The sequence below is a fragment of the Nonomuraea diastatica genome, from assembly GCF_004349015.1.
Taxonomy (GTDB): domain Bacteria; phylum Actinomycetota; class Actinomycetes; order Streptosporangiales; family Streptosporangiaceae; genus Nonomuraea; species Nonomuraea diastatica.
This window is the reverse complement of sequence record NZ_SMKP01000028.1, coordinates 36,449-54,476: the sequence shown is the minus strand read 5'-3', so window position 1 is coordinate 54,476 and position 18,028 is coordinate 36,449. Positions and strand designations below refer to the sequence as shown.

The window sequence follows — 18,028 nt, the reverse complement described above, 5'->3', positions numbered from 1 at the left end:
GATCTCGACCTGTCGCGTTCCGAGAACTTCTACGCCTACCGCGCCTGCTGACGCGTCAGCCGGAACAGGCGCGGGCCCTCGGCGAAGTAGACGTCTCCCGACTCGTGCACCGCGAGCTGGTGCACGGGTCCCTGCTTCACCACGGCGTGCCGGCCGGTGCGCGGGTCGAGCGAGAAGACGTACTGGCCGGCGTGGGCGCCGTACAGCGTGCGGTCACGCCGGTTGAAGGACAGCTGCCCGCTCGTGCTTCCGCTGTCCGACAGCGTGACCCGCTTGACCACCTTGCGGGCGGCCGGGTTGACGGCGAACACCTCGCCGCCGGCGATCCCCCACAGCGTGCCCCGCTCGTCGAACGTCAGCGCGGGAACGGCCGGCTTGCCCGGCGCGGGGACGATCTCCCACAGCAGCCGGTCGTCCTTCACCGACCAGGCGAACAGCTTGGCCTCCGGCTGGGTCGGCGGCGTGGCCGACTGGCCGCTGTAGATGGAGGTGCCGCCGTAGAGCACGCCGTCGCGGTAGGCGAGCGAGACGATGCTCTGGTCGTTGATCACGTTGCGCTGGGAGTGCTTGAGCCGGCCCGTCTCCGGATCCCAGATGGCCAGCACGCCGCCCAGGTGGCCGAGGTCGGGCATGGTGCCCGCGGCGAGATAGCGGCCCGCCGACGCCAGCGCCCGCGGCCTGATCTGCTTGTCCGCGGACAGGTCGAACAGACGTGCCGGGTTCTCCGCCGGCCCGGGCTCGGGGCTCGGCGAGTACTCGGGGCTGTTCCACGGCAACTTCGGATCGTAGGCGTAGACCCTGGCGTCGGGATAGGCGCCGACGTAGAGCCTGCCGTCGTGCGCGGTCATGTCCTCGCTCTGCGAGAACGTGTGGAACTCGGTGCGCTTGCCCGTCTCCGGGTGCAGGGCGGCGAAACCGCCGTTGAGGAAGCCACCGGCGTACATGCGGTCGTCGGGGCCCTGCGAGAGCGCGGTCACGTCGATGGGTTCGCCCTTGACCTCCGTCTCCGCGAACGACGTGGCACCCGTCTGCGGGTTGTAGCGGAACATCAGCCCGCGCCAGAGCAGACCCACGACACTCTTGCCCGGGTAGTCCGGCAGGCCCAGCTCGGCCCAGCCGATGCCGCGGGTGTTGGCGACGCGGCCCGTGATCGGCAGGCCCGTGCCCGTCGTCTCCTTCGTCCTCGGGTCGTAGCGGACGAGCTCGGCGTCCTTGACGAGGTAGACCGCGCCGTCGGCGTCGGGCGGCGAGACGTCCAGGCCGTGGGCGGGGTCCAGGGTGTCGGTCCAGCGGCCGGCGGCGATGTCCCACACGTGGAGCGGGCCGGGGTTGGCGCTGCCGAAACGGACGTAGAGGTGGCCGGCGGCGACGTTCACGTCGTAGGCCCACTTGCCCTCCGGGTCGAGGCCGTCGGGAAGGGGGAGCTGCCTGACGGCGCCGGAGGCGGCGTCGATCTCGAAGACCGCGGCGGGGGCCTCGGTTCCGGCGTAGATCTTCCCATCGGCGTAGGAGACGCTGCGGACGTAGCTGTGGGTGGGCGAGAGCCTGCCGTAGTCGCGTACGCCGGTCTCGGGGTCGTAGGCGAACAGGCGGCCTCCCGGGTAGGTGCCGCCGTAGACGGTGGCGCCCTCGCCGGCCGCCACGGACCAGATGAAGTTCTCCGAGGGCAGGGGGCGCCCGAGGTCCTGGACCCCGCCCTGGTCCGTCCAGCGGTAGAGCCGCCCGTCACCGTACGTGCCGACGTAGACGCTGCCGTCCTGGGCGGCGTCCACGGCCCACGAGCCTTCGGCGCCCGGCAGGTCGTACCTGGCCACCTCGGCCCCGGTGGCCGGGTCGACGGCGTTGAGATGGGCGGGGCTGCCGGAGGAGGCACCCCAGAGAACGGTCTCGCCGCCCGGGCCCGGCGCCACGACGCCGCCGATCAGCAGCACGTCCTCCAAGGGCACGCCCAGGTCCTCCACACGGCGCTCCGCCGCGCCCGCGGGGGCGGCCGCGGTCAGTGCCACGAGGACGGCCGCCAACGCGGCGGCCAGCATTTTTTTGATTAAGGTCATGACCGAAACCTAGAGATGCGCTGTTATGTCGTCAATACCTGGATTAAGGTTAAGGAACTAATTCACTGACGGCTTCGCGATCCCGGCGTCGCCTCGGTGGCGCAGCACCTTCGCGAGGGCCCCGGCGATGTCGGCCGCGGCGCCCGGCGCGTCCATGAGCATCGACTGGCGCACCCACACCACGGTGTTCGCCGCCTCGCCGGCGACGGGGCACGGCTCGGCGCGTGCGCCCTCCCCGGAGAGGGCGGACATGGTGCCGAGCGGCGGGTAGCCGGCATCCAGCGGCACACCCTCGGCGGCCATGGCCGCCAGCAGGAACGCGCGGTCCACGCCGGAGTCGAGGCGCAGCATGAGGAGGTGGCGCGAGTCGCGGGTGGTGCCTTCCGTCGCGGGCACCACGGTGACCTCCGGGACGGCGGCCAGCTCGCGTTCGAGAGCGGCGCAGAAGGTGTTCCTGCGGTCGATCTCCTCGTCGAGCCGGTCCAGCCAGGGCAGCAGCAGCGCCGCCTGGACTTCGGTCAGGCGCAGGTTCCAGCCGACGAACGGGTGACCGTACCACTGCCCGCCCAGCGCGCGCCCGAGATTGCAGACCGACCAGACGCGTTCGTGCACGGCCTCGTCGCGGCAGACGATCAGGCCGCCCTCCCCCGCGGTCATCGCCTTGCTCGCCTGGAAGCTGTAGACGCCGACGTCACCCAGGCCGCCGACCGGACGGTCCTTGTACGTGGCGCCGTGCGCCTGGGCGGCGTCCTCGACGACCGCGAGGCCATGGCGGGCGGCCAGGTCGTTCAGCGCGTCCATGTCGGCGGGGCTGCCCGCCAGGTGGACGGGCATGATCGCGGACGTCCTGCCGGTCAGCGCGTCCCGCACCGCACCCGGTGACAGGTGCAGGTCCACGGGGTCGACGTCGGCGATCACCGGGGTCGCACCGGCCAGCAGCACCGCGGTGGCCGAGGCCACGAACGTGTACGCCGGCACGATCACCTCGTCCCCCCTGCCGACGCCCAGGCCGCGCAGCGCCCCGAACAGGCCCAGCGTGGCGTTGGCCACGGCGACGCCGTGCCGGACGCCGGAGCGGCGGGCGAACGCGGCGGTCAGGTCCGCGACGACGGAGCCGCCCTGCGTGGCGCCCCAGAGGCCGCTCTCCAGCACCTTCGTGACCAGCTCGCGCTGGGCGGAGTCGATGGGCGGCGGCCAGGCCGGCCAGGGGGCCGTCCGGACGGGGGCGCCTCCGTGGATGGCGAGCGTCACGCTGGGTTTCCCTTCTCTGGTGAGCCGGGCAGATCAGTCACATCGGATATATCGGGCAGGGCGCGGCCGAGGAGGCGGGCCAGGTTGCCGCCTTGGATGAGAGCGCGGTCGGCGTCGTCGAGCGGGGCCAGCGCGACGCGGCCGTAGCCCGTACGCAGGTCGAGGAAGCACGCGTCCGAGCCGAACAGCACCCGCTCCGCCCCCGCGAGCGCGGCCAGCCTGGCGATCCAGCGACCGGTCATCTTCGAGCCGCACGTCTCCAGGAACACGTTCGGATGATCGGCCACGAGCCGGGCCGCGCGGCCGAACCCGTACGGCCAGAGCCCCGTGTGCCCCATGAGCAGCGGCACGTGCGGATGGCGTGCGGCGACGGTGACGAACTGAGCCGGGTCGCTCCATGGCGAGTCCGTCTGGCCGTGCGCGAGAACCGGCAGGCCGGAGCGCCAGACCGGCTCGTACAAGGGGTCGTCGAGGCGGCACTGGTGCACGTCGGGGTGGAGTTTGACGCCCCACACGCCGCGCACGCCCTCGCGGGCGAGCGGCGTGCGGTGGTGCGGGTTGAAGACCTGCCAGACCCCGAACCTGCCGGGGAACCGCTCGGCGATCTCCAGGGCCATCGCGTTGCCGCGCACCGCGTCGGGACCGACGGCGAGCAGGTGGCTGATGCCCGTCGCGGTGACGCCGATCCGGTCCATCGCGGCCACGAGGTGCTCGGCGGCGGGATGCGGGATGAGAAAGTCCGGCCAGGTCCCCACGTGGCCGTGGGCGTCGAGGATCACAGCAGCGCCTCCAGGGATCGCGAAGCGATCCGTTCGACGTCCTCGGCGGGCAGGTCGAGGTGGTCGAGCAGGAAACGCGGCCCGCAGTCGTCGGCGACGGGCGCTCCGGTGCCGAACACCAGCCGCTCCGCCCCGAACCGCGCGGCCAGCCATTCGACGCCGCCCTGGGTGTTGACGGTGCCGATCTCGGCCCACACGTTCGGCGCGTCGTCCATCAGCCCGCCCAGCGCGCGCAGCCTGCGGTAGCCGGGGTTGAGCACGAGGACGCGCTGGCCGGGCAGTCGCTCGGTGAGGTGGCGGAGCTGGGCGGGCGAGGTCTCGTCGAGGTCGATCGCGGCGGGCAGTGCGAGGGCGGACAGGCAGCGCAGCGTGGCCGGGCCCGTGAGATCGAACCGGTGGCGTTCCGGGCAGAGCCTGACCATCCGTACGCCGGGCAACTCCTCCCCCGTCTCCCCTGGCACCACGACGGGCACGGGGACGAGCCGGGGATCGCCGAGCGCGAGCAGGGCCTCGTTGCCCGCTCCTGGGTCGGAGTAGAGGCTGAGCGTGTGGGTGACGAGGGCCCGGTCGATGCCCAGCCGGTCCATCTCGCCCCGGGGGTCAGCCGGCAGGTCGTCGAACGGCACCGGACCGATGAGCCGGTGCGCATCGATCACATATTTCGGCACAGACCGAAACTAGCCGGGCGATGGAGTGGCGGTCAAGGGCGGGCGGTGCGCGTCCGGCGCGATCGATGACGATCAGAGGGCCGGAACGTGGCCCCACCTCACACTCCTTGCTGGCCGATTAAGGTCATGACCGTATCTTCAGCGGCGCTTCTCGTCAATGACATAATGACCGGCATGGCGATTGAGGACGGGCCCGAAAATGATGGGTCGGCCACGCCCTTCGACGCGTGGCGGCTGGTGGGCGAGCTGGAGGTGACGCTCGACGTGGACGTGTTGTTCGGCGCGTACCCGGATCGCGACGGGCCGCCCGGCACGCCCGGTGCCGTGCTGGAGACGCTGGCCGCGCACCACGTCAGGGCGGCGGCCGTGGCGAACCTGCGGGCGGCGCTGTTCGACGTGCGCACGGGTAACGACGAACTGCTGGCCATGACCGCACGCCCGGGGATCGTTCCCGTCGGGGCCGTGGACCTGCGCGACCCGATCGGCGCGGCCCGCGAACTGGAGCGGCTGGCGTCGGCGGGAGCCCGGGCCGTCCGGTTGTTCCCCGACGAGCAGGGGGTCGAAGCGGGCTTCCCGTCCGTCCGGCACATCGCCCGCCGGGCGGCGCGGCTCGGCCTGGTCGTGCTCACCGGCGGCGACGTGCGCAGGTTCTGGCAGCCCTTCGCCGGGCTCGGGGCCAGCGTGGTCTTCCTCGACACGCACTTCTACCACCTGGGCGACTTCCTGGTTGCCGCCGCGGACGAGCCCGGCTTCCACACCTCCACCCGCCTGCTCAACTCCCCCGACGCGCTGGAGACGGTCGCCGCGGAGATCGGCGCCGACCGCCTGCTGTACGGCTCGGGCGCTCCCCACTACGAGCCCCTCGTCCCCCTCCTCCGTCTGGCCACCAGCGCCCTGCGGCCGGCGGAGATCGCCGCGGTGGCCGGCGGCACCGCGACGAAGCTGCTCGCCGAAACGCCGAGGAGGCCCGCGCCGTGATCATCGACGTGCACGCCCACTGGGGCCCGTGGTTCTTCACCATGGACGTGGCCGATTCCACCCTGGCCACCATGGACCGCTACGGCATCGACCGGGCGATCGTCTCCGCCACCGAGGCCGTGATCTACGACGCCCCTGCGGGCAACCGCGCCCTGGCCGCGTACCTGGAGAGCCGGGACCGCCTGCTCGGCTATGTCACGGTCAACCCGCGCCGGCTGCGCGAGGCGGAGGCGGATCTGCGCGCGTACCTGCCGGGCGGCAGGTTCGTCGGCGTCAAGATCCACACCGACTACACCGGCTCGCCGGTCGGCTCCGCCCGGCTGCGCGAGGCGCTGACGCTGGTCGCCGAGACGGGCCGCCCGGCACTCGTGCACACGTGGGGCGCCTCGGTGCTCGGCCTGGCCGAGGTCTGCCTTGACGTCCCCGGCCTGCGGGTGATCGCCGGGCACATGGGAGCGGACGGGTTCCGGCACGCCATCGAGGCCGCCAACGCCTGCGACCGCCTCTATCTGGAGCCCTGCTGGTCACACGCCCCGGCAGGCCGCATCGCGGAGGTGGTGGCGGGTGTGGACCCGGCCCAGCTCCTGTTCGGCACGGACGCGACCCTGATCGACCCGTCGTCGGCCTTCGGGGCGGTCGCCGCGGCCGGCCTCTCCGGGCAGACGGCCGAGCGGATCGCCTGGCGCAACGCCACCGCCCTCTTCCAGCTCTGACGGCCCGGCACGAGCATGGCCGCCGGCGGTCCCGATCACGTCCCACGACCGTGCCGGGTCAGGCGATGCCCTCTGCCCGTTCCTCAGCCGAGGGGAGGCCGAAGTCCTGGGCCTGCAGGCCGAGGCGTTCCCGCTCCGGCAGGCCGGGGCCGTAAGGGTCGTGGGCGTGGATGGCGGGGATGCGGCCCTCGGCGGCGGCCAGCCAGAGCATGCGTTGTACGTAACCCTCCATGGGCTCGGTGAAGGTGGCGGCCGCCAGCCGGTCGAGGCGTCCCGATGCCTGCTCGAACGCGAGCAGGCCGGGCTCGCGGAAGGTGCGCATCACCTCGGCCGTCACCTCGACGGCGGCGGCCGCGATGCCCACCAGCGCCGACTCGGCCCCCCACAGCAGCGAGGGCCCGAACATGCGGTCCTCCCCGGTGATCGCCAGCCGGCCGGACTCGCGGGCGAGCGCGATCGCCCGCTGGCAGCCGATGGCGTCGGACAGCAGCGCGGTCTTGAGCCCGGCCACGCCGGGGTGCCGCAGGATCTCCCGCAGGACGTCGGGCGGGCACGGCCGCGTGTAGAGATCGAAGGCGATCATCGGCAGGCGGGCGGCCTGCCACACCTCCTCGTGCAGCGCGGCCCTGTCGCCTTCCGACGGGAACACGAGCACGCCGTCCGCGCCCAGGCCCGCGGCCACCCGCGCCTGCTCGGCCGGGTCGGAGGTGTCGGGACCGCCGCCCACGCCGACCAGCACGGGGACGTCCCCTGCACCGGCGCAGGCGGCGGCGCGCTCGATGACGGCGGCGCGGATGCCGGAGGTGAGGAACGGCCCGCGGCCGGTGTGGGCGAGCACGGCCAGGCCGGTGGCGCCGTCGGCCACCAGGCCGGCGAAATAACGCGAGACCACGTCGAGGTCGACCTCGCCCGACCCGGTCATGGGGGTCGCGGCGGCGGCGATCAGAGTGCCGCGCAGCCGGTCGCGCAGCGCGGCCGCACGGGGGTCGATAGGGGCCATCCGCACAGCTTAGACCCTCTCTTCGGGAGCGCTAGGCGGTCCATCGCAGCTGGTCGCGGGTGATCTCGTGCTGGAGCGGCTCACCGGCCAGGAACCTGGCGATCTCGCTGACCGTCAGCGTTCCCTGCCGGTGCCTGGCCTCCTCGGTGCCCGCCGCCTGGTGGGGCGTGAGCAGCACGTTCGGCAGGCCGCGCAGCGGGCTGTCCGCCGGGAGGGGCTCCTCGTCGAAGACGTCGAGTGCCGCGTCGATCCTGCCGGCGCGCAGCTCGTCGAGGAGCGCGGCGGAGTCGACCAGCCACGACCGGGCGGTGTTCACCAGCGCCGCGCCGTCGGGCATGAGCGCCAGCTCCCTGCGGCCGATCAGGTGCCGGGTCGCCGGGATGGCGGGGGCGTGCAGGGCCACGACGTCGCTGCGTGTCAGCAGGTCGTCGAGCTCGACCAGCGTGGCGCCCAGCCCGGCCGCCTCGCCGGCGGAAACGGTCGGGTCGGCGAGGAGCAGCTGCGCGCCGTGCGCCCCCACCAGGCCCGCGTACGCCCTGCCGGTGCGGGAGGCGCCCACGACGCCGACCACGCTGCCGCGCAGTTCGCGCCGGGGCCGGGCGGCCGACCTGGTCTCCGCCCAGCCTGACCCGGACCGCAGGCCGTGGTCGAAGCGGTGCACCTGGTGCAGCAGGCACAACGTGAACGTGAGCGCCACCTCGCCGACCGCGGGCGCCATCGCCGCTCCGGTCTGGGTCACCCGGATGCCGCGTTCCCAGAGCGCGTCGGAGACCAGGAACCCCACCGCGGCACCGGTGTGCGCCACCAGCCGCAGCTCCGGCGCGCGGGTCAGCGTCTCCGCGTCCACGCGCGGGGTGTCCCACCCGGTGATCAGCACCTGTGCCCGCTCCAGCGGGCCGATCGGGGCCAGCCGCCGGAGCCGCGCCCAGATGGGCGGCGGGAGGAACATCTCGCGGAGTCCGGGAGCCAGGCAGAGGGCGATCATTTCAGCCCCGTCATCGCGATGCTGTTGACCAGGTAGCGCTGCAGCAGGAAGAACACCAGCAGGCACGGCACCACGGACACCGCCGCCGACGCCATGAGCAGCGACAGCTGCATCTCCTCGGTCCGCAGCGTGGTCAGGCCCACGGTGAGCGTGCGGGTGGCGTCGCTCTGCCCGACGACCAGCGGCCACAGGAAGTCGTTCCAGTGCCACAGGAACACGAACACGCCCAGCGTGGCCAGGATCGGCTTGGTCAGCGGGAGCACGATCGTCCAGTACACCCGCCACTCGGAGGCGCCGTCCACCTTCGCGGCGTCGAACAGCTCGTCCGGCAGGCCCAGGATGAACTGCCGCATGAGGAAGACGGCCTGCGAGTTCGCCAGTGTCGGCACGATCAGTCCCCAGAACGTGTCCACCCCGTCCAGGCTGTTGACGAGCACGAACGTCGGGATGAGCGTGGCCTGGAACGGCACCATCATGGTCGCGAGGAACGTCCAGAACATGGCCTCGCGGCCGGGGAAACGTTTCTTGGCGAACGCGTAGCCCGCCATCGACGAGGTGAGCAGGATGATCACCACGGAGACCACGGCGTAGATCAGCGAGTTGAGCGTCCAGGTGACGAAGCCGGACGACGACAACACCATCGTGATGTTGTCCAGCGTGAGCGATTCCGGCCACCGCACGGGCACGGTCGGCCGGCCCGCCGGCGACAGAGCCACGATGAACATCGCCACGAACGGGCTGACGGTCAGCACCGACAGCAGCGCGAGCAGGGCGGCCAGCGGCCACCTGCCCCGCCACCACCGCCTGCGCGCCGCGCGGGGGGCCGCGGCCCGTACGGAGGGACGGGAGGTCGTGGTGATCGTCATGTGTTCCCCCGGTCCAGGAAGCGGCGCTGGACCAGCGACACGATCAGCACGATCGCGAACAGCACCATGCCCCAGGTGGCGGCGTAGCCGAAGTCGAACGATCGGAAGCCGTGGTCGTAGATGCCGTAGATGAGGGTGTACGTCGCCCTGGCCGGGCCTCCGCCGGTCATCACGTACACCGTGTCGAAGGTCTGGAACGCGCTGATCGTCTCGATCACCATGACGAAGAAGATCGCGGGTTTGAGCAGCGGCAGCGTGATCCTGCGGAAGCGCTGCCACGGGCTCGCCCCGTCGATGCTGGCCGCCTCCAGGTAGGAGGACGGGATCGCCTTGAGCCCCGCCAGCAGGATCAGCATCGAGTAGCCGAACCCCTTCCACACCGCCACGACCGCCAGTGCGGGCAGGACCACCCCCGACTCCTCCAGGAACGCGACCGGGCCCAGGTCGGCCTTGGCGAGCAGACCGTTGATCAGGCCGTTGAACTCGTAGATCCAGCGCCAGATGATGCCGGCGAGCACGAAACTGGTCACGTACGGCAGGAAGAGCATGCCGCGGAACAGGCCGCGCATGAAGACCACCTGGTTGAGGAGCAACGCCGTGCCGAGCGCCACGAGCATGGTGAGCGGCACGTAGACGACGGAGTACACGAGGGTGACCCGCAGGCTCAGCCAGAAGTTCACGTCGTCGAGCAGCCGGACGTAGTTGTCCGCGCCGATGATGTCCCAGTCGCCGCCGATGTTCCAGTTCGTCAGGCTCATGCCCGCCGCGCCCAGCGACGGGAAGATCCGGAAGATCAGGAAGAGCACGAGGACGGGCAGCACGAACAGCAGGCCGGTGACCGGGTCACGCAAGCGTTGACGCACCAGGTGGTTCCTTCCCTCTCAGCCGCCGCTGCCGAGCAGCTGGTTCGCCTCTTTGGCGGCCGCGTCGAGCGCGGTCTTCGCGTCCTCCTTGCCGAGCAGCGCCGCCTGGATGTGCGGGGCGAGAACGCCCATCACCTGCCGGGCCTTCGGGTGGGTGTCGCCGGGGAAGGCGTACTGCAGGGACTTGGCGAACTCCTTGGACGCCTCCGACTGGCCGGGCACGGTCACGTCCGTGCGCGCGGGGAAGAAGCCCGATTCCTTGGCCAGCGCGGCGGAGACCTCCGGGGAGGCCAGGTAGGCGGCGAACTTCTTGGCCGTGTCCTTGTTCTCGGAGTGCTTGGCCAGCATCAGGCCTCCGGGGATGCCGAACGCGACCCGCTTCGTGCCTTCGAGCGGCGGGCCGATGCCGACGTTCTCGGCGCCGATGGCGGCGGCGAGCTGGTCGACCTGGCCCGCGGTGGCCGCGTGGTACATGGCGGTCTTGCCGGCGGCCAGCAGGCCGCCCTCGATGTCGTTGCCCTTGCTGGCGGTGTTCGGCGGCAGGCCGCCCGCGGCCTTCAGGTCGAGCAGGAGCTGCAGGCTCGCCACGCCCTGAGGGCCGTTGAACGCGACGCTCTTGCCGTCGGCGGCGAAGACGGTGCCGCCGTTGGCCCACAGGAACGGATAGAAGCTCTGGTTGAGGGTCACCTCGGGCTTGCCCGGGTAGTCGAGGATGGCGACCTTCTTGGCGGCCAGCTTGGGGGCGGCCTCCTTCAGCTCGTCGAGCGTCTCCGGCGCCTGGTCCACGCCCGCCTCGGCGAACACCTTCTTGTTGTAGATCGGCGCGGTGATCGTCTGGTAGATGGGGACGCCGTAGAGCTTCCCGTCGACGGTGAGGGCGGTGAGCGAGTTGGGGAGGTAGGAGGCCTTGGCCGGGGCGACGATGTCGTCGACCGGCTCGATCGTGCCCTGCTGGGCGTACTGCGGGATCTGGTCGGGGCCGAGCACGACGAGGTCGAAGCCCTTCTTCGAGACGAGCGCCGTGGTGACCTTCTCCTGACGGCCCTCCCAGGGCTGCAGGTCGATCGTGACGTCGGTCGTGGGGTTGGCGGCCTCGAAGTCCTTCTCGACCTTGCCCCAGAACGCCTGGCTCTTCGCCTGGTCCCCGATGACGGGATACATCCACAGTGTCACGGCGCTCTTGTCCGAACCGCCGCTGGATCCACACCCGGCGGCCGCCAGGCTCAGGACGGCCGCGAGGCCGACTGCCGCTGCCTTCTTCATCGGCGGCTTCCTTTCGCTTAATACCGGTCCTGACCGAAACCTAGTGAGCGTGGCTTGGCCTGGTCAATGCCTGAGATATGAACGTGACTACGCCCGAGCCCGAAAATTCGTTATTTCCCGGGCGATCAGCTCGACGTGCTCCGACGTGTAGTTCTCGTTCCAGTCGATGACGAGCAGCGTACGGTCCACCATGCGCTCGGCCTGCGGGCAGGGGTTCGGGGAGTAGCCGTCGAGCGGGAAGCGAGCGGTCCCGTAGATGGCCGCCTGCCACACCGGCGCCCTGTTCAGCGGCTCGGCGAGATACCCGGCGCGCGCCGGGATCCCGGCCGCCGCCAGATGCGCCGCCAGCTCGGGCGCGTCGCCGTCCGGGCACACGATCGGGAAGAGCCACCACGCGTGGCCCTGCGGGCGCGGCAGGCGTACCCCTGGCAGGCCCTTGAGGGCCTCGATCAGCCGCAGGGCCGTACGGCGGCGCGCGGCGACCACGCCCGGAAGCTTGGCGAGCTGGGCGCGGGCCACAGCGGCCTGGAGCTCGGTCATGCGGTAGTTGAGCCCGAAGGCGGCGTGCGACCGCCCGGCCGCGCGGTCCCAGCCCTTGTCGGAGAAGAGCCGCATCCGCCTGGCCCGCTCATCGTCGCCGGTGATCGCCACCCCGCCGTCGCCGCAGGTGATGTGCTTCCACTGCTGCAGGCTGAGGCACGCCACGTGACCCGTCGTCCCCGCGAGCTCGCCGCCGGGTAGCTCGGCCAGCCAGGCCTGCGCGCAGTCCTCGATCAGCACCAGACCGTGCTCGTCGGCGAGCGCGCGCAGCTCGTGGATCCCGGCCGGCGCCCCGAACAGGTGCACCGCCATGATCGCCTTCGTCCGCGGGCCGATGACCCGGGCCACGGCGCCGGGATCGAGATTCCCGTCGGACGGATCCACGTCGGCGAAGACAGGAACGGCGTTCTGCGCCAGTATGGGGGCCACGGTTCCGAAGTCCGTGATCGGTGTCGTGATGATCTCGTCCCCTGGGTCCGGTGCGGCCGCCACGACCGACAGATGGAGGGCCGCGGTGCCGGAACTGCACGCGATCGCATGGCGGGAGCCGTACACCTGCGCGATCTCGCGTTCCAGCGCCCGCGCCTCGGTCCCCCAGACGGAGCTGAGCATGCCCGAGCGGATCACCCGCTCGACGGCGGCCACCTCCTCGTCGCCGAGGGTACGGCCGTCTGCCTCTGCCATGGACGGGAACTTCACCTGGCACCTCACCAGTTATTATTGCGGTCTTGACCGAAATGAGCGAGAGGGAGGCGTGCGTGGGAATCGTCATCGGAGTCGTCGGCCCGCACGATCTGGTCGACGACGTCGCGGCCGTCTGCGAGGAGCAGCCGGGCGTGAGCACCCTGCGCCTCGACTACGACCATGAGTCGCAGGCCCCCGCGATCGTCGAGGCTCACGCCACCTCCGTCGAGGGCTGGCTGTTCACCGGCATCGTCCCCTACATGCTCTCCCGCGACGCCGAGGCCCTCACCCGTCCCGCCGCGTTCGTCGACTACTCGGGCGCGACGCTGCTCAACGCCCTGGTACGCCTCCAGCACCAGGGCGAGGACGTCACCAGGCTGTCCATCGACACGTTGTCGGCCGCCGACGTCGACGCCACGTTCACCGAGGCCGGGCTGCCGACCGGCGAGCTGCGCACGCACCCGTACCGGCCGGGGATGACCTCCCAGAAGGCGATCGCCTTCCACCGCAGGAGTCCCGCGCACACGGTGATCACCTGCCTGAGTTCCGTGCACGAGGCGCTGCGCGACGAGCGGCACGTGCTGCGCCTGGTGCCGTCCGTGCACTCCGTGCGGGTGGCGCTGCGCCAGCTCGTGCTGACCGCCGAGGGGCAGGTGCAGGAGGACGCCCAGATCGCGCTCGGGCTCATCGAGGTGGCCGGCGAGGAGGGGCTGCTGCGCGAGGCCACGGCGCTGGGCGGCACGCTGGCGGCCTTCCGCGGCGGCACGCACCTGCTGGTCACGACCCGGGGCCCGCTGCACGACGCCACGGGCGGCTTCACCGGGCTGCCCATGCTGGCCCGGCTGGCCGGCCAGAACGACGACGCGGTCCGCGTCGGCTTCGGCCTCGGACGCAGCGCCGCGGAGGCGGAGAGCCTGGCGCGGCGCGCGCTGGCCAAGGCCCGCAGGATCGGCCCGGTCGCCGCTGTGCTGTCGCTGCGGGCGGATGCCGACATCGTGCTGGAGTCGGTGGCCACCACGCCCGCGGGCGGGCAGAGCCTGTCGGTCATCGCCCGCCGGGTCGGGCTGTCGGTGCCCACGCTGGAAAAGCTCCTGCAGGCGCGGGCCGCCGCAGGCGACGAACCCCTGACGACGCGCGAGATCGCCGACCGGCTGGCCGTCCAGCAGCGCACGGCCAGGCGTATGCTGCACCGCCTGGAGCTGGCCGGGCTCGCCGAGCGCACCGGCAACCTCACCAGCGGATCCAGCGGCCGCCCGCTGACCCTCTATCGCCTGACGCTCTAGCGCACCGGTTCCGGGCATCGGTCAGGCGAGCCAGCGTGAGAGGTTGTCCGCGACGAACTCGTCGTCGCGCAGCGCCGGATAGGCGGCCAGCACCCGGTCGATCTCGGCGAGCTGGCCAGGCGACAGGTCCTCTGCCGGGTCCAGGCACCAGCGGCCCCCCAGCAGGCCCTGCCGGCGCAGCACCTCGTGGATGCCGGGGATGCAACCGCGGAAGGCGTTCGCGGAGTCGAAGATGGCGGCGTTCGCGTCGGTCAGGTGCCCGTCGAGGGTGAGCAGCCGGCGCACGGCCGCGTCGTCGCCGGAACGCGCCGCCCTGGCCTGCTCCAGCAGCTCCACGGCCCGCCGCACCCACACCGCCCACTGGCCGAGCAGCCCGCCGACGAACTCGACGTCCACCTCGCGCCCGTCCACGACCACGCGGTGCGAGGTGATCAGGTCGGTCAGGATGTGGTCGTCGTTGCCGGTGTAGAGGGCGACCTCGCCGGCCCGCCCCGCGCGCACCACGCCGTGCAGCACGTCGAGGGTCCGGTAGCGGTCGAACGGCGCCGCCTTGATGCCGGCCACGGCCTCGATCTGCGCCAGCCTCGTCCAGAACTCCCTGGACAGGTGGCGGCCGCCGACCGCGGGCTGCAGGTAGAAGCCGATCACCGGCAGCACCTCGCCCACCGCCCGCGCCCGCTCGATCAGGCCGTCCTCGTCCAGGTCCCGGTACGGGCTGAGCAGCACCATGTGGTAGCCGAGCGACCTGGCCAGCTCGGCCTCCGCCACCGCCTGCGCGGTCGGCCCGGTGGCGCCGGCCACGAGCACCACCTCGTGCTCGTACTCCCCCGCCACCGTGGCGGCCAGTTCGAGCACCGGAGCCAGCAGGCCGGTGCCGTGGATGGCGAACTGCGTGGTGTGCACGCCCACCGCCAGCCCGCCCGCGCCCGCCTCGACGTAGTAGCGGGTGAGCGCCCGCTGGCGGCGCTCGTCCAGCTTCCTGTCCGAGGTCAGCGCCAGCGGGTGAGCCGGGATCACCAGGCCGCGCCTGAACAGGTCGCGCACGGACGCGTGCGCCTCTGGAGCCGTGCCGAGCACGTGAGGTCCCCCCAAGTGATAGGTGCGGTGATGTGAGCTGCGGATCAGAAACGCCCGTCACGGCGCTCGAACTTGGTGGGCTTGCCGAGCAGCGGCCCGCCGTCGGCGACCCAGCGCGCCGTGTGCTCGACGAGCTCGGCGGGGGTCAGCTCCGGGTAGCCGAACAGCCGGTGGCAGCGGCCCGCGTTCGACAGCAGCGCCGTGGGGGCCTCCTCGCCGGCGAAGACCGGCTCCTTACCGAGCGCCTCGCCGAGCGCCAGCGCGGCCTGCCGCACCGAGATCAGCTCGGGTCCGGTCACGTTGAGCACGTACGGCGGCGTGCCGGCCAGCAGCAGCGACCGCAGCGTCACCTCGTTGGCGTAGCCCTGCCAGACCACGTTCACCTGGCCGGTCGTGAGGTCGACGGGCTCGCCCGCCAGGACCTTCTGCGCCAGGTCGACCAGGACGCCGTAGCGCAGCTCGACGGCGTAGTTGAGCCGGAGCAGCGCCACGCGGGTGCCGTACGTCTCGGAGAAGTGCGTCAGCACCCGCTCCCTGCCCAGGCAGCTCATCGCGTAGTCGCCGACGGGCCCGGTCGGCGAGTCCTCAGTGCTGCCGCCGCCGGCCACGGGGACGAGCGGATAGACGTTGCCGGTGGACAGGGCGGCGATCCTGCTTCCCCTGAACCGGTCGGCGACCCGGCCGGGCAGGTAGGTGTTGGTGAACCAGGCGGCGTGGGCGCGCCCCTGCGTGCCGAACTTGGCGCCGACCAGGAAGACCACGTTGGGCGCGTCCGGAAGGTCGCGCAGCGCGCGCTCGTCGGACACGTCGGCGGTCACCACCGTCGCGCCGTCCGCCCTGAGGGCGTCCGCCAGGCCCGGCTCGCCGAACCGGGACACCGCGATGATCCGCCGGTCGCCGCGGGTGGCGTTGAGCGCCAGCCGCACCAGGCTCGGGCCCAGCTTGCCGCCCGCGCCCAGGATCATGATGTCGCCGGGCAGCCTGCCCAGATCGTCGACGAGCCCGGCGCCGGGCCGCGCCAGCCGCTCCTCGAGTTCCGCCGTCGTCCGCACGCACGTCCTCCATTCGCTATTTACGGTCCAGACCGTAACTGCGCGAGACTCGTGCTGTCAACGCCGGGGCGGCTCCTACGCGCTCTCCCTCGCCGAGACGAGCACGCCGAGGACGGCCCTGGTCTGCTCCCACGGCACCGGGCTGGGCGCGCCGCCCACCATGGCGAGGAACGCGTCTATGGTGCCTTCGTAACCGAGGCCCCTGATCGGGTCGTCGCCGCCCTCGATGCGAACGGTCTCGGCGGAGTCGCGTCTGTGCAGCGTGACCGCGTAGGACTCCGTCTCGGAGACGCCGAGCACCTCGACCGTGCCGAGCACTCCTCCGCCCCACCGCAGGGCCATCACCCCGGCGTCCTCCGAACGGAGCTGACCGTAATGCCGCGTGGACCGGGCGGCCCCGGCCAGCCGCACGTCCGGGCCCAGCAGGGCGACCAGCAGCTCCACTCCGTGGACCCCCATGGTCACCATCGTGCCGCCGCCCTCGCCGGGCGTGTCCTGCCAGGCGTTGTAGCCGCTCGCCCAGAGGCCCACGTCGTGGCGCACGGTGGCGCGTACGGCGAGCAGGTCGTCCGGGTCGGCCCGCACCCCGGAGAAGGCGGGCGCGAACCGCAGCACCGACGTCGACATCACCCGCTCGTGGATCGGCAACCGGTCGAGCGCGTCGAGCTGGGCCCTGGTCGCGGCGGCCGGCTTGTTCACGAAACACGCCGCGCCCGTCTCCAGCACCCGGGCCAGCGCCGCTGGCACCTGGGGGTTGGGCACCGTCAGCACCACGCCGTCGGGCTCGTGGCCCAGCGCGCCGGCCAGGCTCTGCGCCACCTTCGCGGACGGATGCTCATCGGTGAAGCGCCGCAACCGCTCGGGATCGGGCTCCCACACCACCAGCTCGGCATGCCTGGCGAGGGTTCGGGCGTCGGTGTACGGGTGACTCGTGGCGAGCCCGGCGAGCACGATCCGCACGCGGGGTCCCTCCCTTTCTCACGATGGTTCACATCAGTTTCTCTCGCGCCGGAGACCGCGGGCGTCAGGCGAGCACGTCGACACCGCACCCTGCGCGGGGCCTGTCCGCGGCCGAACGTACGATGATCCCATGAACAAGGTCGCAGTCCTGGGAACCGGGCTGATGGGCGCCCCGATGGCGCGCAACATCGCCACGTCCGGCATGCAGGTTCACGTGTGGAATCGTACGCGCGAGAAGGCCCAGCCCCTGGCGGCCCATGGCGCGGTCGTGGCCGGCTCGCCGGCCGAGGCCGTCGAAGGGGCCGACGTGATCGTCACGATGCTGAGCGACGGCGACGCCGTGCTCGCCGCGATGACGGCCGCCGCCCCCGGGCTCCGCCCCGGGCAGGTGTGGGCGCAGATGAGCACGGTGGGCGTGGCGGCGATCGAGCGGCTGGCCGCGCTGGCGGCCGAGCATGGGCTGACGTTCGCCGACGCCCCGGTGCAGGGCACCCGCCAGCCCGCCGAGCAGGGCAAGCTGGTCGTGCTCGCCGCGGGCTCGCAGGCCGCCAGGCAGGCGCTCACCCCCGTCTTCGACGCGGTCGGGCAGCATACGCTCTGGGTGGGCGACGACGGGGCCGGCGGCGCGGGCACCAGGCTCAAGATGGCCACGGTGAGCTACGGCATCTCGCTGACCGCCGTCGCCGCCGAGGCCCTCACGCTGGCCAAAGGGCTCGGCGTCGACCCCGGCCTGGTCCGCCAGGTGATCACCGGTGGCCCGATGGACAGCCCTTACTTCCAGGCCAAATCGGCTTCGATGCTGGAGGGCGACTTCACGACCAGCTTCGCCGTCAGCAACGCGGCGAAGGACGCCCGGCTGATCACGCAGGCGGGAGAGGCGGCCGGCGTGCGGCTCGACGTGGTGGCGGCCGCAGGCGAACGGCTGCGCCGCGCCGAGGCCCAGGGGCACGGCGACGAGGACATGTCGGCCACCTATTTCGCCAGCTTCGACACCCCCTGACCGAACCCGTGG

General features: G+C 72.2%; 17 protein-coding genes. 4 read left to right on the top strand and 13 right to left on the bottom strand.

Translation table 11 applies throughout. The features are described 5' to 3' along the window. Window positions 1-35: 35 nt before the first annotated feature. Genes E1294_RS12790 through E1294_RS12775 form a run of 4 tightly spaced genes read right to left on the bottom strand, consistent with a single transcriptional unit; the run spans window position 36 to window position 4,752 of the window. Window positions 36-2,054, bottom strand: a complete 2,019-nt coding sequence (locus E1294_RS12790; protein WP_132508113.1) for an outer membrane protein assembly factor BamB family protein — start codon at window positions 2,052-2,054, stop codon at window positions 36-38. Window positions 2,055-2,111: 57 nt separating this feature from the next. Continuing rightward, window positions 2,112-3,305, bottom strand: a complete 1,194-nt coding sequence (locus E1294_RS12785) for a DegT/DnrJ/EryC1/StrS family aminotransferase (protein WP_132508111.1) — start codon at window positions 3,303-3,305, stop codon at window positions 2,112-2,114. Further along, a complete protein-coding gene (locus tag E1294_RS12780; RefSeq protein ID WP_132508109.1) occupies window positions 3,302-4,084 on the bottom strand; it encodes an amidohydrolase family protein in 783 nt (260 codons plus the stop codon). Before E1294_RS12780 ends, E1294_RS12785 begins: the two co-directional genes overlap by 4 nt. Next, window positions 4,081-4,752, bottom strand: coding sequence for an amidohydrolase family protein (locus E1294_RS12775; protein WP_132508107.1), 672 nt, complete (start codon window positions 4,750-4,752; stop codon window positions 4,081-4,083). Before E1294_RS12775 ends, E1294_RS12780 begins: the two co-directional genes overlap by 4 nt. A 174-nt stretch (window positions 4,753-4,926) precedes the next feature. Here E1294_RS12775 and E1294_RS12770 point away from each other — a divergent pair, with 174 nt between their 5' ends. After that, window positions 4,927-5,730 (top strand): amidohydrolase family protein, encoded by an 804-nt coding sequence (locus tag E1294_RS12770; RefSeq protein WP_246082977.1) that lies wholly within the window; start codon window positions 4,927-4,929, stop codon window positions 5,728-5,730. After that, window positions 5,727-6,443, top strand: coding sequence for an amidohydrolase family protein (locus tag E1294_RS12765; protein ID WP_132508103.1), 717 nt, complete (start codon window positions 5,727-5,729; stop codon window positions 6,441-6,443). Before E1294_RS12770 ends, E1294_RS12765 begins: the two co-directional genes overlap by 4 nt. Before the next feature lie 58 nt (window positions 6,444-6,501). Here the strand turns inward: E1294_RS12765 and E1294_RS12760 are convergent, their stop codons facing one another. The 6 genes from E1294_RS12760 to E1294_RS12735 all read right to left on the bottom strand — a co-directional run bounded on the left by E1294_RS12760 (window position 6,502) and on the right by E1294_RS12735 (window position 12,644). Beyond that, window positions 6,502-7,443, bottom strand: coding sequence for a dihydrodipicolinate synthase family protein (locus E1294_RS12760; protein WP_132508101.1), 942 nt, complete (start codon window positions 7,441-7,443; stop codon window positions 6,502-6,504). Between the two features lie 31 nt (window positions 7,444-7,474). Continuing rightward, window positions 7,475-8,428: a hydroxyacid dehydrogenase gene (locus tag E1294_RS12755; protein WP_132508099.1), complete on the bottom strand. Its 954-nt coding sequence runs from the start codon at window positions 8,426-8,428 to the stop codon at window positions 7,475-7,477. Beyond that, window positions 8,425-9,294, bottom strand: a complete 870-nt coding sequence (locus E1294_RS12750; protein WP_132508097.1) for a carbohydrate ABC transporter permease — start codon at window positions 9,292-9,294, stop codon at window positions 8,425-8,427. The genes E1294_RS12755 and E1294_RS12750 overlap by 4 nt, the downstream gene beginning before the upstream one ends. Next, window positions 9,291-10,157, bottom strand: coding sequence for a carbohydrate ABC transporter permease (locus E1294_RS12745; RefSeq protein WP_132508095.1), 867 nt, complete (start codon window positions 10,155-10,157; stop codon window positions 9,291-9,293). The genes E1294_RS12750 and E1294_RS12745 overlap by 4 nt, the downstream gene beginning before the upstream one ends. An 18-nt stretch (window positions 10,158-10,175) precedes the next feature. Next, window positions 10,176-11,420 (bottom strand): ABC transporter substrate-binding protein, encoded by a 1,245-nt coding sequence (locus E1294_RS12740; RefSeq protein WP_132508093.1) that lies wholly within the window; start codon window positions 11,418-11,420, stop codon window positions 10,176-10,178. Between the two features lie 87 nt (window positions 11,421-11,507). Next, window positions 11,508-12,644 (bottom strand): DegT/DnrJ/EryC1/StrS family aminotransferase, encoded by a 1,137-nt coding sequence (locus E1294_RS12735; protein ID WP_181958491.1) that lies wholly within the window; start codon window positions 12,642-12,644, stop codon window positions 11,508-11,510. Window positions 12,645-12,718: 74 nt separating this feature from the next. On the opposite strand from E1294_RS12735, the gene E1294_RS12730 reads away from it, so the two are divergent. Then, window positions 12,719-13,927: a response regulator gene (locus E1294_RS12730; RefSeq protein WP_246082976.1), complete on the top strand. Its 1,209-nt coding sequence runs from the start codon at window positions 12,719-12,721 to the stop codon at window positions 13,925-13,927. Window positions 13,928-13,948: 21 nt separating this feature from the next. Here E1294_RS12730 and E1294_RS12725 read toward each other — a convergent pair whose 3' ends face one another. The 3 genes from E1294_RS12725 to E1294_RS12715 all read right to left on the bottom strand — a co-directional run bounded on the left by E1294_RS12725 (window position 13,949) and on the right by E1294_RS12715 (window position 17,016). Further along, window positions 13,949-15,004, bottom strand: coding sequence for a dihydrodipicolinate synthase family protein (locus E1294_RS12725; RefSeq protein ID WP_132508089.1), 1,056 nt, complete (start codon window positions 15,002-15,004; stop codon window positions 13,949-13,951). Between the two features lie 44 nt (window positions 15,005-15,048). Further along, a complete protein-coding gene (locus E1294_RS12720; protein WP_132508087.1) occupies window positions 15,049-16,056 on the bottom strand; it encodes an NAD-dependent epimerase/dehydratase family protein in 1,008 nt (335 codons plus the stop codon). A 75-nt stretch (window positions 16,057-16,131) separates the two neighbouring features. Next, on the bottom strand, window positions 16,132-17,016 hold the full coding sequence (locus E1294_RS12715) for a Gfo/Idh/MocA family protein (protein WP_132508085.1): 885 nt from the start codon (window positions 17,014-17,016) through the stop codon (window positions 16,132-16,134). Between the two features lie 130 nt (window positions 17,017-17,146). Here E1294_RS12715 and E1294_RS12710 point away from each other — a divergent pair, with 130 nt between their 5' ends. Continuing rightward, window positions 17,147-18,016 carry an NAD(P)-dependent oxidoreductase gene (locus E1294_RS12710; RefSeq protein WP_132508083.1) on the top strand — a complete coding sequence of 290 codons (870 nt, stop codon included), beginning with the start codon at window positions 17,147-17,149 and terminating at the stop codon, window positions 18,014-18,016. Window positions 18,017-18,028: the final 12 nt, after the last annotated feature.